The following is a 16153-nucleotide window of genomic DNA, read 5'->3' as shown; positions in this document are numbered from 1 at the left end:
CCTGGACCCCCCTTTTATCCGCGCTTCGCGCTCGTCCTCAAACGCCGGACGGGCTTGATCGTTTCAGCAGGTCGACGTATGCCCTTGTCCAGGCTTCGATCGTCTCGCGGTCCCACAGGTCGGCTGAGAACTCCACGTAGCCCGAGAGCGCGTCGCCGCTGGGTATCAGGCCCAGGTTGAGCTCGGAGCGGGCGGCGGCTATCGGGAGGTCGTCCACTGCCGTGGTCAACCCCGGCAGGTCGATGTCCGTCTCCAGGGAGTTCTGGTACTGGAAGGCCAGCGGCATCCGGTCGGGCACCTCCGTGCCGAGGCGCTCGCCGAGCTCCGGCGCGAGGTCGCGCAGGGGCGCCACGTGGTCGATGGCCGCCACGGACGTACGGGCCACCTGGTCCACGAGCGCCCCGAAGGACTCGGCTTCGCCGCCGCGTACCCGTAGCGTGAAGTTCGAGACCGTCGCGGACACGAGCGACTCGAACGCGCGCAGCTCACGGTTGGCGTACGCGACCGCGATCAGCACGTCCGGCTCGCCCGACAGGTCCCCGACCAGTTTCCCGAGGGCGGCGGCGGTCACCGCGAACGGCGTCGTACGGTGCCGGCGCGCCAGTGCCTCCACCCCGGCGCGCACCGCCGCGGGCACCGTGAACACCACCACGTCGCCCGCGCCGCTCAACTCCTGCGGGCGCGGCCGGTCCAGGGGCAGCGCGGGCCTGAACGAGGCGCCGTCGAGCTCGCGCGCCCAGTGGTCGAGCAGCGGGCCGCGCGGCTTGGCGTGCTCGCGCTGCCAGTGCGCGAAGTCGCGCGGCTGCGGCACGTTCCCGGGCAGGCCGTGCGGCTCTCCGGTGACCGCCGCCCGGTACAGCGCGGCCAGTTCGCGCAGCAGGACGCTCACCGCCCAGCCGTCGCACATGGCGTGGTGCAGGACGAAGAGCAGCGCCCAGCGGTCGTCGCCCGTGCGCAGGAGTCGCAGTACGGGGGTCAGGGCGCCGTCGAGCGAGAAGGGCGTCGCGGCAGTCCGGGCCGCGATGCGCGCCGCCTCCGTCTCCGTCTCCGCCTCCGTCTCTGTCTGTGTCTCTGTCTTGGTGCGGGCGGTCGGGCCTTGGTGGGTTCGCAGGTCCTCCTCCGGCAGTTCCACCGGGCGTGGGGGCACGGGCTCCTGCCACCACTCCTCGTCCTCGCGTACGAAGCGGGTGCGCAGCGACTCGTGCCGGGCCACGAGCTGGGACAGGGCCGTGCGCAGGGCCGGTACGTCCAGGTCGCCGGTGAGGGTGAGGCGCAGGGCCACGTTGTAGATCTGCGGATGGGGGTGGGTGCCGTGCCGGTTGAGGAACATCGTCTGCTGCTTGGTGGCGGGCGCCCGCCCGGCCACCGGCTCGTCGGTGCCCCGGAGGTACGCCGCCATCGCGCGCAGCGTCGGCCCTTGGTACAGGTGCGCGACGGGATAGTCGACGCCGAACTCCTCGCGTACGGCGTTGGCCAGGCGCATCGCCTTGATCGAGTGGCCCCCGAGGTCGTAGAAGGTGGCGTCGGGGTCGAGTGTCTCCGCGGGCGTGTCGAACTCCTCGGCCCACAGGCGGCGCAGGCGCGCCTCGGTGTCCGCCGGGATGGGTGGACCGCCGTGCTCGGTGACGGGCCGGGTGCCCGCCGGTGTGGTCGTCGGTGCGGTCGTCGCGGTCACCAGGGACGCGGGCGGCAGCGCCGTGCGGTCCACCTTGCCGTTCGTGGACAGCGGGAGGCGGGGCAGCACCGCCCAGGCGTGCGGGACGAGGTGGTCCGGGAGGCGTCCGGCCAGGGCGCGGGTCATGCGGTCCGCGAACTCCCGCTCGTCGGGCGCGGGCCCCGCGGGCACCACGTACGCGGCGAGGCGCGCGTCGCCCCGCCGGTCGCGGTGGGCGAGGACGACGGCCGCCCGGATCTCCGGCAGGCCGTTGAGGGCGTGCGCGGCCTCCTCGGGCTCCACGCGGAAGCCCCGGATCTTCACCTGGTCGTCGGCCCGGCCGTGGAAGGCGAGCGAGCCGTCCTCCGTCCAGCACACCAGGTCGCCGGTGCGGTACCAGCGTCCGCCGCCCTCGGGTCCGGCCACGAAGCGCTCCGCCGTCAGGTCCGGGCGCCCCAGGTAGCCGAGGGCCACACCGGGGCCGCCGACGTACAGTTCCCCCACCTCGCCGACCCCGGCCTCGGCGCCGCCCGGCGTCAGGACGCGGAGCGCGACGTTGTCCACGGGGCGGCCGATCGGGATCGGGGCCTGGTCGGCACCCGGCTCCGCGGGCGGCACCGTCGCGGTCGTGCACAGGACCGTCGTCTCGGTGGGCCCGTAGACGTTCACCGTCTCGTACGGGGCGCCGGGGCGCGGCCGGGTGCGCAGCACGTCGCCGCCGATCAACAGGTGCCGCAGTGGCGGCTGTTGGGGCTCAGGCAGTGTGAGTACCGCTTCGCCGAGCGCCGTCGGCAGGATGGTGAACGTGATCCGCCGGTCGCGGTACCACCGGGCGAGCGCGGCCGGGTCGCGGCGCACGTCCTCCTCGGTGTCGTCGGCCACGACCACCGTGGCGCCCGCGGTGAGCGTCGGCCAGATCTCCAGGACGGCGGCGTCGAAGCCCTGGCTGCACACGGCCGCGCCGCGGTCGTCGGCCGTGAACCCGAAGCGCTCGTGGTGCCACTGGCACAGGTCCACGACGGCCCGGTGCGGGATCGCCACGCCCTTGGGCGTGCCCGTGCTGCCGGACGTGTAGAGGGCGCAGCACAGGGACTCGGGGTCGGTCGCGGCCCGCTTCCGACTCCCGTGCGGTGCCCGGGAGTTCACCTCGACGACCGTGATGCCGCCGGGTGGTGTCGGCGCGTCGTCCGCCCCGTCCCGCGTCACCAGGACCCGGGCGCCGCACTCCGCGAGCACGGTCGTGGCACGGGCCCGGCCGAGCGCCGGGTCCAACGGGACGTATCCCTGGCCCGACTTGAGGGCCGCGAGCATGGCGACGACCAGGTCCGCGCCGCGCGGCAGCCACAGGGCGACCGGGGCGCCGTCCGCCGCGCCCCGCGAGCGCAGGACGTCCGCGAGCCGCTCCGCCCGCTCGTCGAGGTCCCGGTACGTCAGGGTCGTCGTCCCGCTCTCGACGGCGGTGCGGTCCGGGGTGCTGACCGCCCACCGCGCGACCAGGGCGTCGACGGTGCGGCGCGTGCGCTCCTTCACCGGACCGCGCCCCCGGCCCGCAGGGACGGGAACGGCGCCCTCCCGCCGCGGCGCCGCGCCGTGGCCCACCGCGTCGGCCAGCACGTCCCGCAGCGTCCCGAAGAGCGCGTCGACCGTCGCCTCGTCGAACAGGTCGGTGCTGTACTCCAGGTGACAGCGGATGCCGTCCGCCTGGTCGGTGAAGTACACGCTGAGGTCCGTCAGGGCCTTGTCGGGGCCCGAGTCGAGCGGCGTCGCGCGCACCCCGGGCAGGTCGAAGCGGAACGGGTCGCCGGACTCGAACTCGGCGAGCGTCTGGAAGACCGGGGTGCGGTCGAGGGCGCGCGGCGGCGCCAGCTTCCGCACGACCGCCTCGAACGGCACGTCGGCGTGGTCGTACGCGTCCAGGGCCACCCCGCGCACCCGGTCGAGGAGCGTGTCGAAGTCCGGGGACCCGGACAGGTCGACGCGCAGCGCCAGGGTGTTGACGAAGAACCCGATCACGTCCTCGAAGCCGCGCGGCCGGTCCGACATCGGGGTGCCGATGACGAGGTCGTCCTGCCCGGTGACGCGGTGCAGCGCGGCCGCGTACCCGGCGAGCAGGGTCATGAAGAGGGTGCCGCGCCGCTCCCGGCTGAACGCCCGCACCCGGGCGGACAGCTCCGGGTCCAGCGTGCGGAACAGGGCGCGGCCGTTCGACGTCATCACGGCGGGCCGCGGCCGGTCGGCGGGGAGCGCGAGCACGGGCAGCTCGCCGTCGAGGACCTTGGTCCAGTACGCGAGGTCCGCGGCCGCCCGCTCGCCGTCGAGGGCGGTGAGCCGCTCGCGGGCGTGGTCGGCGTAGGTGCGCGGGAGCGGCGGCAGGCCGGCCGGCGCGCCCGTCGTCCGCGCGCGGTACAGGGCCGACACGTCACGGGCGAGCACGGCGGCCGACGCCGCGTCCATCACGATGTGGTGCAGGGACAGGACGAGGACGTGGCGCTCGGCGCCGAGCCGCACCAGCCGCGCCACGAACAGCGGGCCCCGCGCGAGGTCGAAGCGGCGCTCGCTGCCCTCCCGCAGCGCGGCGGCCACCGCGTCCCCCGGCCCCGTGCCGTCGACCACGGCGACGTCGACGCAGTCGGCGGCCCCCGGGGCCCGGACGAACTGCCGCGGCGCGCCCGCCACTTCACGGAAGACGGTGCGCAGGCTCTCGTGCCGCGCGACGAGGTCGGCCAGGGCGGCACGCAGCGCGGGCACGTCGAGGGGTCCTTCGAGCGCGACGGCCTTGGTCTCGTTGTACGCGGTGCGGCCGGGCAGCATCTGCTCCAGGAACCAGATGCGCTCCTGCCCGGGGGACAGCGGCGCGCCGTGATCGGCCTCCGTGAGCGGGGCCGGTTCGGGTGTGTCTGCCTCCGGGCGTTCGGGTGTGTCTGCCCCCGGGCGATAGTCGCGGCGCAGCGCGGCCAGGTGCGTGAGGCCCGCGCGCAGTGACTCCGGCCGGACGCCGAAGTCGACGAGCGCGATGACCTCGTCGGCCCCGGCGGCGCTCACCCCGTCCACGACCGGCGTCACGCTCTCGGGGCTGCCTATCAGGGCCCGCTGGTCGCAGTAGCGGTCGTAGGCGCGCCGGAAGACCACGTCGAGGTCGTCCTCGCTGAGCTGGGACAGGTCGACGCGGTGGCCCAGGCTGTTGGCCACGGTGCCGAACAGGGAGAGCGAGGCGCGCATGTACCGCGACAGCGGATCGCGGGCCTCGGCGCGGGCCGCCGCGTGGTCGGCGGCGAGATAGGTGTGCAGGAGGACGGCGACGCGGCCCGCCGCCGGGTCGAGGCCGTGCTCGGCGCGCGTGCGGCGGTACAGCGCGATGTTGTCGCGGAGCTGCTCGACCGACTGCGCCATCAGGTTGGTGACGATGCCGAGGTCGTGCCGGGCCGCAAGGGCGTACGACGCCGGGTTGCCGACGACCGCCGTGTACATCGGCGGGGCGTCCTGGACGGGGCGCGGGAAGAGACGCACGTCGTGCTCGCCGTCCCCGGTGGTCCGCCGCACGCTCTCGCCGCGCCACAGCGCCCGCACCTGCGCGAGCTGCTCGTACATCGCCTCCTTGTGGGAGCCGAAGCGCTCGGGGAAGAAGACGAAGTCGTTGGCGTTCCAGCCGCTCGCGCAGCCGATGCCGATCCGGCCGCCGGAGAGGTTGTCGACCATCGACCACTCCTCGGCGACCCGGATCGGATCGTGCAGCGGAAGCACGACGGAGCCCGCGTTGATCCGGATCCGCCCGGTCTCGCGGGCGAGGGCCGCGGCGAGCACGGCCGGGTTCGGGAAGAGGCCGCCGAAGGAGTGGAAGTGCCGCTCGGGGACCCAGAGCGACGAGAAGCCGTTGCGGTCGGCGAACCGGGCCGTCTCCAGGAGCAGGTCGTACTTGCCGGGGCCCGCCGCGGTCCCGCCGCCCGCGCCGCCCGCGCCGTCCGCGTCGCCCGCGTCGTCCTGGGGGTAGTCGCCGAAGAAGTAGACGCCGAAGTCCGGCGTACGGGCGGGGGTACGGGCGGGCTCCTCGGCCTGCGCCGTGGCGTTCAAGGCGATGGGCCGGGGCAGGGCGGCGGGCTCCGGCCGGGACGCGGGCTCCGGCGTGGGCTCGGGAGTCGGCTCCGGCTTCGGCTTGGGTGCGGGCGTCGGCTTCGCCCGCTCCGGGAAGAACCCCGCGTCCCGCAGCTCCCGCAGCGACCCCCGCACCGCGTCCGCGATGAACTCGCAGTCACCGTCGGAGTGTTCGGTCGACAGGAAGAAGTTGCGCCACTCCCAGACGTGCACGCCGCGCAGCATGAGGTGGTGGTAGAGCAGCTCCATGTCCGCGCGGTGCTCGAAGCGGAACATCGAGCCGAAGTGGCGCATCCGCAGGGCGAACCCCTCGTCCTCGAAGAAGGAGTTGAGGGTGGCGGCGAGCTCGTCGGTGCGCGCGTTGAGGCGTTCCTGGAGGCGCGGGCTGTGCTCCTTGAGGTGGCCGAGCACGGCACGGGCCGCGACCATCGACACCGGGTGCTGGATGTACGTACCGCCGAAGAAGGTGGTGTCGGCCTGCGGGTAGCTGTCGTCCCCGTAACGCCAGTGGCCGCCGTCCACGCCGTCCATGATGTCGGCGCGCCCGGCGATGGCCCCGATGGGGAAGCCGCCGCCGAGCAGCTTGCCGTAGGTGGCCAGGTCGGGCGTGACGCCGTACAGCTCCTGCGCGCCGCGCGGCGCGGGGCGGAAGCCGGTGAGCATCTCGTCGAAGAACAGCACGATGCCGTGCCGCCGCGTCAGCTCGCGGAGCCTGCGCACGAACGCGGCCGGGCGCAGGCCGGGGTGGCGGCTCTGCACCGGCTCGACCACGACCGCCGCGATGTCGGCCGCCTGCCGTTCGATGACCGCGAGGCTCTCCTCGCTGCCGTACGGCAGGACGAGCAGATCGGCGACGGCGCCCGCCGGGATGCCCGCGGACATCGGGACCGTGGCGGCGGCGTCACGTCCGGGCGACCGGCCGAGGACGTTGTCGGCGTGGCCGTGGTAGGCGCCCTCGAAGGTGACGATGCGGCCGCGCCCGGTGGCGGCGCGGGCGAGGCGGATGGCGGCGGAGTTGGCCTCCGTGCCGGAGTTCGCGAAGGCGACCCGCTCCATGCCGGTCAGCTCGGCGAGCAGCTCGGCCGCCTCACCGGTCTCCACGGTGCGCGGCCCGAGCTGGATGCCGCGCGACAGGTGCTCGCGCACCGCCTCCGCCACGAACGCGGGCTCGTGCCCGAAGAGCAGCACCCCGAAGCCCATGGTGATGTCGACATAGCGATTCCCGTCGATGTCCTCGAGCCAGGAGCCGCTCGCCCGCCGTCCCGCGATCGGGTACAGCATCTCCTTGGTGCTGCTGCGGAAGCCGACGGCGGCCCGGCTGTCGGCGAGCACCCGGCGGTAGCGCTGGGCGACGCGCTTGGACGTGGGGGTCCTGGCGGTGTAGCGGGCCACGAGGTCGTCCAGATGGGCCCGCTGGCGGTCGGACGCGCCGCCGCGGACCATGCCGGACGCGCGGGAGACGGTCATGCGCGGGCCGTGCTGCGTCGTCGGCGGCTGGGGGTTCTCCGGGGCGGGCGCGTCCGGCGCCGTGCCCATCTGCTGGGCGATGCGCTGCGAGAGTTCGGCCATCGCGGCGAGGTCCTGGTCGACCGCCGCGGAGACCGTGCCGAGCTCGGTCACGGGGCCACCCTTCCGTTGACGGCGGCGCTCCCCGCGGGGGCCTGCGCGGCGAGCAGCTGGGAGAGCCGGCCCATCAACTGGAGCTGCATCTGCGACAGCTGCTTGATCTGCCGGGCGAGGTCGGCGACCTCCTCGCGGGTCGCGTAGACGGGTTCCTCGCGGCGCGCGTATGCGGGTTCGGCCTTGGTCTCGTACGCGGGCCGCACGCTGTCCTCGTAGACGTCGGAGTCGTCGTACGCGGGCTCCGCCGTCCCCTCGTACGAAGGCTCCCGCCCCGCCTTGCGCACGATGATCCGTGCGAGCTTGCGGGCCGTGCCCGCCTCCTCGAAGAGCTCCCGCATCGACACCTTGACCCGGTGCTCGTCCTCCAGTTCGCGCAGGGCGCCGATCATCTGCAGTGAGTCCGCGCCGAGGTCGAAGAAGGAGGCGTCCGGGGTCAGCTCGCTCGTGTCGTAGCTGAGGTGCTCCGCGATCACCTTGATGACGTGCCGGAGTACCCGGTCGACCGCCGCTGCCTCGTCCTGTGCCACGTCATCCCCATCTCTTGCCGGTTCTCTTGCCGGTTCTGCGGCCCGGAGAAGGTGGTTCTCCGGGCCTGTCCAGTAGTGCTTGTGCTGGAATCGATAGCCGGGCAGGGGGATCCTGCGCCCCGCCCCGCCCGTCAGGGCCCGCCAGTCGACGGCCGCCCCGGCCCGGTGGAGCCCGGCGGCCGCGTCCCACAGCGGTGCGAGCCCGGCGCCGCGCCGCAGCGTCGGATGCGCCGCGAGCCCCGGCAGCGCCCGCCGGGCGAGCCCGGTCAGCGTCGTGTGCGGGCCGATCTCCACCAGGGCGCCGAGGCCGGACTCGCCCGCCCCGCGCCCCAGTTCGGCCAGGGCGTCGGCGAACCGCACCGGCTCGCGCGCCTGCCGTACGAAGTAGTCGGCGTCGGGGCGCCAGCCCGGCGGCCGGGTGCGTCCGTCGAGGCCGCTCACGAACGGCACGTCGACGGGGCGCGGCGTCACCCGCCCGGCCAGGTCGCGCAGCGCGCCGAGCACGGGGGCCATCAGCGCCGTGTGGAACGCGTGCCGCACCGGCAGGGTGCGTACCGACAGACCACGCGCGGACAGCAGTTCCGTCAGCCTGCCCATGGCGTCCACCGGTCCGGCGAGCACCTGGTGCTCGGCGCCGTTGGTGACGGCGAGCTCCACGCCCGGCACCTCGGCGGCCAGCTCCGCCGCCTCCCGTGCCGTGGTCCGTACGGCGGCCATCGCCCCCGGAGCGCAGTGCGCGCGCATGAGCCGCCCGCGCTCGGCCGTGAGGCGCAGGCCGTCCTCCCGGGACAGCGCCCCGGCCGCGTACAGCGCCGCGTACTCGCCCACGCTGTGCCCGGCCACCGCGCCCGGCGTGATCCCCGCCGCGCGCCACAGCTCCACCAGGGCGCACTGGAAGGCGAAGAGCCCCGGCTGCGCGAGTTCGGTGGGCCACGGGTCGTCCCCGTCCCCACTCTCGTGGAGCAGCCGGTCCAGGAGGCGGTCGTCGCCGCCGAGGTCGCGGTACTGCTGCGCGCAGGAGTCCAGGACGTCGCGCACGACGGGGAAGCGCTCGTAGAGGGGCCGCGCCATGCCCCGGTAGGTGCTGCCCTGCCCGGCGAACAGGAAGCCGACGCCGACGGCTTCCGTGTCCCCGCCCCCCGTGCCCCTGGCGCTCCCGTCCGTGAGCCAGGTGTCGAGCGCGCCCGTGAGCGCCGCGACGCTGTCGCCGCGCAGCGCGATCCGGTGCCGGCCGTGCGCCCGGCCGAGCGCCGTCGTGGTGACGAGGTCGGCCAGGTCGGTACGGGGGTGCGCGCGCAGGTGGTCGCGCAGGGCGCGGGCGTTGTCGGTCAGGGCCGGTCCGGTGTGCCCGGAGACGAGGAGGACGCCCGGCGGGGGCGGGACGTCGATAGGGCGAGGCAGCGGCGCGGGGGCCTGCTCCAGGACGACGTGGACGTTCGTGCCGCCGACGCCGAACGAACTGACACCGGCCCGGCGCGGCACGTCGCCGTCCGGCCAGGGGCGGGCGGTGTCGGGAACGTAGAAGGGACCGGCCGCCAGGTCGAGCGCCGGGTTCGGCCGCTCGTAGCCCGCGAGCGGCGGAATGACGCCGTGCCGCAGCACGAGGAGCGCCTTGATCAGGCTCGCCAGGCCCGAACAGACGTCGAGATGGCCGATGTTGGCCTTCACCGAGCCGAGGGCGCAGTAGCCGGAGCGCTCGGTGTCCTCGCGGAACGCCGCCGTGGCACCGGCCAGCTCGATGGGGTCGCCCTTGAGGGTGCCGGTGCCGTGCGTCTCCAGGTAGCCGATGCTGTCCGCGGTGACGCCCGCCCGCGCGAGGGCCCGCCGGACGGCCTGGCGCTGGCCGTCCGCGCTGGGCGCGGTGTACGTCCGCTTGCCCGCGCCGTCGTTGTTGACGCCCCAGCCGCGGATCACGCCGTGGATGTGGTCGCCGTCCGCGAGCGCCCGGTCCAGGCGCTTGAGGACGACGGCGGCGACGCCGGTGCCGCCGACCGTGCCGTCGGCGGCCGCGTCGAAGGGCCGGATCCGGCCGCTCTTGGAGAGGATCGAACCCTTCACGTACGGGTAGCCGAGCACCTGCGGTACGTGGACGGCGGTGGCCCCGGCGACTGCGAGGCCGCACTCCTCGTACGCGACGGCCTGCGCGGCGAGCTGGACGGCGGTCAGTGAGCTGGAGCAGGCGGTCTGCACGCTGATCGCGGGCCCCGTCAGGCCGAGGCGGTACGCGACGCGGGTGGCCGTGAAGTCGGCGGAGCTGCCGATCGAGACCTGGAGCCCGGTGACCCAGTCCTCGACGGCGCCGCTGGGCAGGACGTTGTTCTGGAGGTACGTCTGCAGGCAGTACAGGTGGTAGCCGGTGCTGGCGTAGACGCCGATGTCCTGGCCGCGGCCCGGCGTTCCGGCGTAGCCGGCGTCCTCCAGGGCGTGGTGCACACACTCCAGGAAAAGGCGCTGCTGCGGGTCGGTGAGCTGTGCCTCGCGCGCGCTCATCCCGAAGAAGCCCGCGTCGAAGCCGGTGATGTCGTCGAGCACGCCGCTCGCCCCGACGAAGCCGGGCGCGCGGCGCTGCTCCTCGGGCACGCCCGCGGCCGCGAGTTCGGCGTCCGTGAAGCGGCGGATGCGGCTGGCCCCGGTGCGGATGGTGCGCCAGAACTCGTCCGGCGTGTCCGCGCCGGGGAAGCGGAAGGACAGGCCGACGACGGCGACGGCGACGGCGGCGCTGCGGGCGGCGGTCATCGGCTCTCCTGCGGGGACTGCTGAGACTTTGGTGACTGCGGTAACTGCGGTAACTGCGGTGACTGCGATGACTGAGGTGACTGCTGCGACGGGGGCGGCTCGGGGGTGTGCTGTCGACGGGCGTGGCGTACGAGGACGGCGAGCAGCCCGGCGCACAGCACGATCGCGAGGCCGTGCAGGAGGCCCGTGACCTGGAGCGGACTCAGGGCGTCCAGGAGCGCGCCGCTGACCAGCATGCCGAGGCCGAACCCGGTGTTCTCGGCCGAAGCGGAGACCCCGAAGAGGCGGCCGCGCTGCTCGTCGGGCGCCGCCTGGAGGCGGGAGACGTACGCGATCTCGGTGAGCCCGTCCGCCATGCCCGCGACCAGGGCGGCCACGACGGCCAGCGGCGTGGGAAGGCCGGTGAAGACCACGATGAACGCGGCCGACATCACCATCGAACCGATCGCGAAGGCCCGTTCCCCCGGCCCGTGCCGCCCGCCGCGCCCGCTCCACCGCGCGCACACCTGCTGCGCCACGATGTTGCCGATCGCCCAGGTCGCCCAGAACTGGCTGATGAACGTGGCCGGGTGGTCGGGGTCGAGGTCGCTGGAGTAGACCGGCAGGGCGACGTTGTGCGAGGAGGAGCCGAGGCCGTCGACGGCCCGGACCAGGATCATGACGGCGAGTACGGGGGCGGCGCGGAGGAGCAGGAGGGTGGTGGTGCGGGCGCGCGCGGCGGCCTGGTCCGGTGTCTCCACTCCCGCCTGGTCCGGTGTCTCCGCTCCCGCCTCGTCGGGCTGCTCCGCCCGCGTGCGGATCGGCAGCGAGAACAGCACGCTCGCCGAGACCACGAAGGTGGCCGCGTCCAGGCCGAGCGCGGCGGTGTAGCCCAGCTGCGCGACGACGACGCCCGCCGAGGCGAAGCCGGTGATCATCGCGAGGGAACGGCCCGTCGCGAGCAGCGCGTTGGCCCGCGTCCGCAGGTCCGCGCCGACGATCTCCGGGACGCTGCTGCGCAGGGCGACGCCCGAGAGCGTCGAGCAGGACCCGGTCACGACCGCGAGCGCGTACAGCAGGCCCACGCGCGCGCCGTCGGGCGCGGCCAGGAGGGCGAGGAGAGCGACGCACTGGGTGAGATCGGCGCCCACCATCAGCAGCTTGCGGTCGTACCGCGACACGAGCCGCCCGCTCACGAAGCCGGACGCCACGCTCACCAGGAGGCGTACGGCCATGAAGAGCCCGGCGGCGAGAGCGCTGTCCGTCTCCTGGTAGATGAAGACGTTCAGCGCCACCATGTTCAGGTAACTGCCGTACGCCGAGACCGCGTTGCCGATGACGAGCAGACGAAAGTGCCGCAAGGGCTCCCCCTGTTTCCACAACTCCCGCACTCTTCCCCCGGGTTGAGCACCGATCGGGTGATCCGGAGGACGACGCCTTCACCATCACCCGCTTCGAACGACGCCTGGAGTCACTGGAATTGGTGACTTGACAGCCCGGAGAGGCTGACCTAGGCCGATGTCCTCGGACGATGCCCCTCCTCCTTGTTTTTCGCCGAGGCCATGGTTAGATCCAAAGGTGGGTCGCGGTAGCCGTGGAGTTGAGAGTCCCGTGCGGAGAACAGACACCGGCAGGAAGTCCCGAGGGGACCTCTCCGGCGGTCTTCCGGCCCTGTCACCGCGGGAGCGTCAGGTCCTCGCCCACATCGCGGCCGGACTCTCGCACAAGCAGATCGCGCGCCGCCTCGGCATCAGCGTGCACACCGTCGGCACGTATCTGCGCCGCATCCGCGGCAAGCGCACGGCGCCGACCGTGGCGCATCTGATCCACCTGAGCGCGACCGAGGACTGCGGCTGATCCCGGGCTGCCCCGGTCATCCTCATGTACGCGTACGACCCGCGCCGAGCAGGCATTAAGAACGCGTTAAGACTGCCGGATTCCGGCAGTGCCCGGAGCGGCCCCCGCGTGGCAGGCTTGCCATAACGCAAGGTCACAGGGCATGCGGGGGAAAGCGGGAGGCGAGCGCGCGATGGAGTTGTTTCTTGGACTCGGCATCGCGGGGATCGTCCTGCTCGTCCTCGCGCTCGTCTTCGACGGCGTCCTCGAAGGGCTCTTCGGCGGGGCCCTCGGCGGGGCCCTCGGCGGGTTCCTCGACGGCCTGCTCTCGCTGCCGGTGATCGCCGGCTTCCTGTCCATGCTGGGCTTCGGCGGCGCGCTCGCCCTCGGCGCCGCGGGGCTCGACACCGGGCCCGCCGCGCTCGTGGGCGTGGGCGCCGGTGTCGGAGCAGGCCTGCTCACCTGGAAGTTCACCCGGGTCCTGATGCGCGACCAGACCGCCGTCACACCGCGCGGCGACGACCTGCTCGGCAGCGCCGGGTCCGTGGTCACCGCGATCCCGGCCGACGGCTACGGCGAGGTGCTGCTGCGCCTCGCGGGCCAGCCGGTGAAGTTCGCCGCGAAGAGCGGAGTCGCCCTCGCGCGCGGCACCGAGGTGTGGGTCGAGGAAACCCTGTCGCCCACGTCGGTCGCGGTGCGCGCCGTCGAGCGCTGATTGCCGCGTGGGTCGTCTTTCGGCTGCTGCGCCGTTGTGGCTGGGCGCGCAGTTCCCCGCGCCCCTTCTGGGCGCCCCTCATCACCGTTTCACCAGGAAGAAGCCCTATGAGTCCCGTCCTCACCGCCGTCATCGGCGTCGTCGTACTCCTCGTCCTGCTCGCCCTCGTCGTCATCACGCGCTACAAGGTCGCCGGGCCGAGCGAGGCCTTCATCGTCACCGGGCGCCGCGGCAAGCGCTCCACCGACCCGGACACCGGCCGCGTCGTCACCGACAACAGCGGACAGAAGGTCGTGGTCGGCGGCGGTGTCTTCGTGGTGCCGTTCGTGCAGCAGAAGTTCACCCTCGACCTGTCGTCGCGGCACATCCCGATCGCGGTGCGCGGCGCGGTCACCCTGCGCGGGGTGAAGGCGCACCTCGAAGGCGTCGCCATCGTGAAGGTCGGCGGCACCGAGGACTCCATCCGCGCCGCCGCCCAGCGCTTCCTGGTCCAGCAGGACGGCATCGTCGGCTTCACGCAGGAGGTGCTCTCCGGCGCCCTGCGCTCCATCGTCGGCCGGATGTCGGTGGAGGACATCATCCGGGACCGGGCCGCGTTCGCCGGGCAGGTCGCCGAGGAGGCGGAGGCCAGCCTGTCCGGGCAGGGCCTGGTCCTGGACGCCTTTCAGATCCAGGACATCACCACCGAGGGCTCGTACCTGGAGGACCTGGGCCGCCCCGAGGCCGCCCGCGCCAAGCAGGAGGCCGACATCGCCGAGGCCGTGGCGCGCCGCGCCGCCGAGCAGGCCCGCCTTAAGGCCGAGGAGGAGATCGCCGTCGCGCAGCGGACGTTCGCGCTCAAGCAGGCCGAGATCAAGGCCGAGACGGACGAGGCCGCGGCGCGCGCCGGCGCCGCGGGCCCGCTCGCCGAGGCGGCGCGGCGGCAGGAGGTCCTCTCCGAGCAGGAGAAGGTGGCCCAGCGCCAGGCGGCCCTGACCGACCGCGAGCTGGACACCCAGGTCCGCAAGCCCGCGGACGCCGCCCGCTACCGGGCCGAGCAGGAGGCCGAGGCCCGGCGCATCGCCCTGGTCAAGGAGGCCGAGGCGGAGGCGGAGCGGGCCCGGCTCACCGGTGAGGGCGAGAAGGCGCAGCGTGCCGCGCTCGCCGGGGCGGTACGCCTGGAGGGCGAGGCGGAGGCCGCCGCGACCGCCGCGAAGGGTGCCGCCGAGGCCGAGGCGATGCGGAAGAAGGCCGACGCCTTCGCGCAGTACGGCGACGCGGCCATGCTGCAGATGCTGGTCGAGGTGCTGCCCCAGGTCGTCGCCAAGGCGTCCGAGCCGCTCGGCGCCGTGGACAAGATGACGGTGATCTCCACGGACGGCGCGAGCCGCCTCACGCGCACCGTCACCGACAACGTCGCCCAGGGCGTCGAACTCCTCGGATCCACCACCGGAGTCGACCTGACGGCGCTCCTGAAGCAGGTGACCGGCGGCCTCGCGGGCGCGCAGGCCGCACCGGGCAAGGACGTGCCCCGGGTGGAGAAAGTGACCCTGGCGCCGGAAAACTAACGGCGCTAGTTTGGGGGCATGAAGGCCCATGACGCCATGTACATCGCGGGCGCCTGGCGCCCCGCCACCACCACCGGCACCACCGGCACCACCCCGGTGGTGAACCCCGCGGACGAAGAGGTCATCGCGCACGTCCCGGCGGGCACCGCCGCCGACGTGGACGCCGCGGTGCACGCCGCCCGCACGGCGCTTCCGGCCTGGTCGGCGACCCCGCCGGAGCGCCGTGCGGAGCGCATAGCCGCGATACGCGACGGCCTCGTGGCCCGCAAGGACGAGATCGCCGCGACCGTCTCCGCCGAGCTGGGCGCGCCGGTGAAGTTCGCGGAGGCGGTGCACGCGGGCGTGCCGATCCTGGTCGCGGGCTCGTACGCGGAGCTCGCGGCGACGTACGCGTTCGAGGAGAAGGTCGGCAACTCCACGGTGTACGCCGAGCCCGTGGGCGTCGTCGGCGCGATCACGCCCTGGAACTACCCGCTGCACCAGATCGTCGCGAAGGTCGCCCCGGCCCTCGCCGCGGGCTGCACGGTCGTCCTCAAACCGGCCGAGGACACGCCCCTGACGGCACAGCTCTTCGCCGACATCGTCCACGAGGCGGGCCTGCCCGCCGGGGTGTTCAACCTGGTCACGGGGCTCGGCCCGGTCGCGGGCCGGGCGCTCGCCGAGCACGACGGCGTGGACCTGGTCTCCTTCACCGGCTCCACGGCGGTCGGCAGGAGGATCGGCGCGGCGGCGGGCGCGGCCGTCAAGCGCGTCGCGCTCGAACTCGGCGGCAAGTCCGCCAACGTCATCCTGCCGAGCGCCGACCTCGCGAAGGCCGTGAACGTCGGCGTCGCCAACGTCATGGCCAACTCCGGCCAGACGTGCAGCGCCTGGACCCGCATGCTCGTGCACGCCTCCCAGTACGACGAGGCGGTGGAGCTCGCCGCCGGGGCCGCCGCCAAGTACGGCGACCGCATCGGGCCCGTCGTCAGCGCCGCGCAGCGGGACCGCGTGCGCGGCTACATCGAGCGGGGCGTCGAGGAGGGCGCGCGCCTGGTCGCGGGCGGCCCCGACGCGCCGCGCGAGCGCGGCTACTACGTCCGCCCCACCGTCTTCGCCGACGTCACCCCGGACATGACGATCGCCCAGGAGGAGATCTTCGGCCCGGTCCTCTCGCTCATCCGGTACGAGGACGAGGCCGACGCCGAGAGGATCGCCAACGGCACCGCGTACGGCCTCGCGGGCGCCGTGTGGGCGGCGGACGACGCGGAGGCCGTCGCCTTCGCCCGCCGCCTCGACACCGGGCAGGTCGACATCAACGGCGGCTCGTTCAACCCGCTCGCGCCGTTCGGCGGGTACAAGCAGTCGGGCGTGGGCCGCGAGCTCGGCACGCACGGCCTCGCGGAGTACCTGCACACCAAGTCCCTGCAGTTCTGACCTTCCCCGCTGTTCCGAGTTGAGGAGTACG

The 16153-nt window shown here is 73.9% G+C and carries 7 protein-coding genes; 4 read left to right on the top strand and 3 right to left on the bottom strand.

Translation table 11 applies throughout. From position 1 onward, the window contains the following. Positions 1-37 precede the first annotated feature (37 nt). The 3 genes from ACFWZ5_RS22395 to ACFWZ5_RS22385 are packed head-to-tail and all read right to left on the bottom strand — an operon-like array spanning position 38 to position 11969. Complete coding sequence (locus ACFWZ5_RS22395; protein ID WP_384799020.1) at positions 38-7363, bottom strand: MupA/Atu3671 family FMN-dependent luciferase-like monooxygenase; 7326 nt, start codon at positions 7361-7363, stop codon at positions 38-40. Continuing rightward, on the bottom strand, positions 7360-10629 hold the full coding sequence (locus ACFWZ5_RS22390; protein ID WP_384799023.1) for a type I polyketide synthase: 3270 nt from the start codon (positions 10627-10629) through the stop codon (positions 7360-7362). The genes ACFWZ5_RS22395 and ACFWZ5_RS22390 overlap by 4 nt, the downstream gene beginning before the upstream one ends. Further along, positions 10626-11969 carry an MFS transporter gene (locus ACFWZ5_RS22385; RefSeq protein ID WP_384799026.1) on the bottom strand — a complete coding sequence of 448 codons (1344 nt, stop codon included), beginning with the start codon at positions 11967-11969 and terminating at the stop codon, positions 10626-10628. Before ACFWZ5_RS22385 ends, ACFWZ5_RS22390 begins: the two co-directional genes overlap by 4 nt. A 250-nt stretch (positions 11970-12219) precedes the next feature. Between ACFWZ5_RS22385 and ACFWZ5_RS22380 the strand changes: the two genes are divergently transcribed. From ACFWZ5_RS22380 to ACFWZ5_RS22365, 4 genes are all read left to right on the top strand, one after another. After that, positions 12220-12465: a response regulator transcription factor gene (locus tag ACFWZ5_RS22380; RefSeq protein ID WP_384799029.1), complete on the top strand. Its 246-nt coding sequence runs from the start codon at positions 12220-12222 to the stop codon at positions 12463-12465. A 172-nt stretch (positions 12466-12637) separates the two neighbouring features. Continuing rightward, entirely contained in the window at positions 12638-13159 is a 522-nt protein-coding gene (locus ACFWZ5_RS22375) for a hypothetical protein (RefSeq protein ID WP_384799032.1), read from the top strand. 107 nt (positions 13160-13266) lie between these two features. Then, positions 13267-14706 (top strand): flotillin family protein, encoded by a 1440-nt coding sequence (locus tag ACFWZ5_RS22370; RefSeq protein WP_384799035.1) that lies wholly within the window; start codon positions 13267-13269, stop codon positions 14704-14706. An 18-nt stretch (positions 14707-14724) separates the two neighbouring features. Then, positions 14725-16122 carry an aldehyde dehydrogenase family protein gene (locus tag ACFWZ5_RS22365; protein ID WP_384799038.1) on the top strand — a complete coding sequence of 466 codons (1398 nt, stop codon included), beginning with the start codon at positions 14725-14727 and terminating at the stop codon, positions 16120-16122. The last annotated feature ends 31 nt before the right edge of the window (positions 16123-16153 follow it).

Origin of the sequence: Streptomyces sp. NPDC059003 (genome assembly GCF_042740445.1) — a bacterium.
GTDB lineage: Bacteria > Actinomycetota > Actinomycetes > Streptomycetales > Streptomycetaceae > Streptomyces.
The sequence above is the reverse complement of the archived record's forward strand: the minus strand, read 5'-3'. Positions and strand labels throughout refer to the sequence as shown.

Excerpts from the sequence above, each read along its gene's own strand:
- ACFWZ5_RS22390 (WP_384799023.1), bottom strand. The coding sequence starts at position 10,629 with ATGACCGCCGCCCGCAGCGCCGCCGTCGCCGTCGCCGTCGTCGGCCTG.
- ACFWZ5_RS22375 (WP_384799032.1), top strand. The coding sequence starts at position 12,638 with ATGGAGTTGTTTCTTGGACTCGGCATCGCGGGGATCGTCCTGCTCGTC.
- ACFWZ5_RS22370 (WP_384799035.1), top strand. The coding sequence starts at position 13,267 with ATGAGTCCCGTCCTCACCGCCGTCATCGGCGTCGTCGTACTCCTCGTC.
- ACFWZ5_RS22365 (WP_384799038.1), top strand. The coding sequence starts at position 14,725 with ATGAAGGCCCATGACGCCATGTACATCGCGGGCGCCTGGCGCCCCGCC.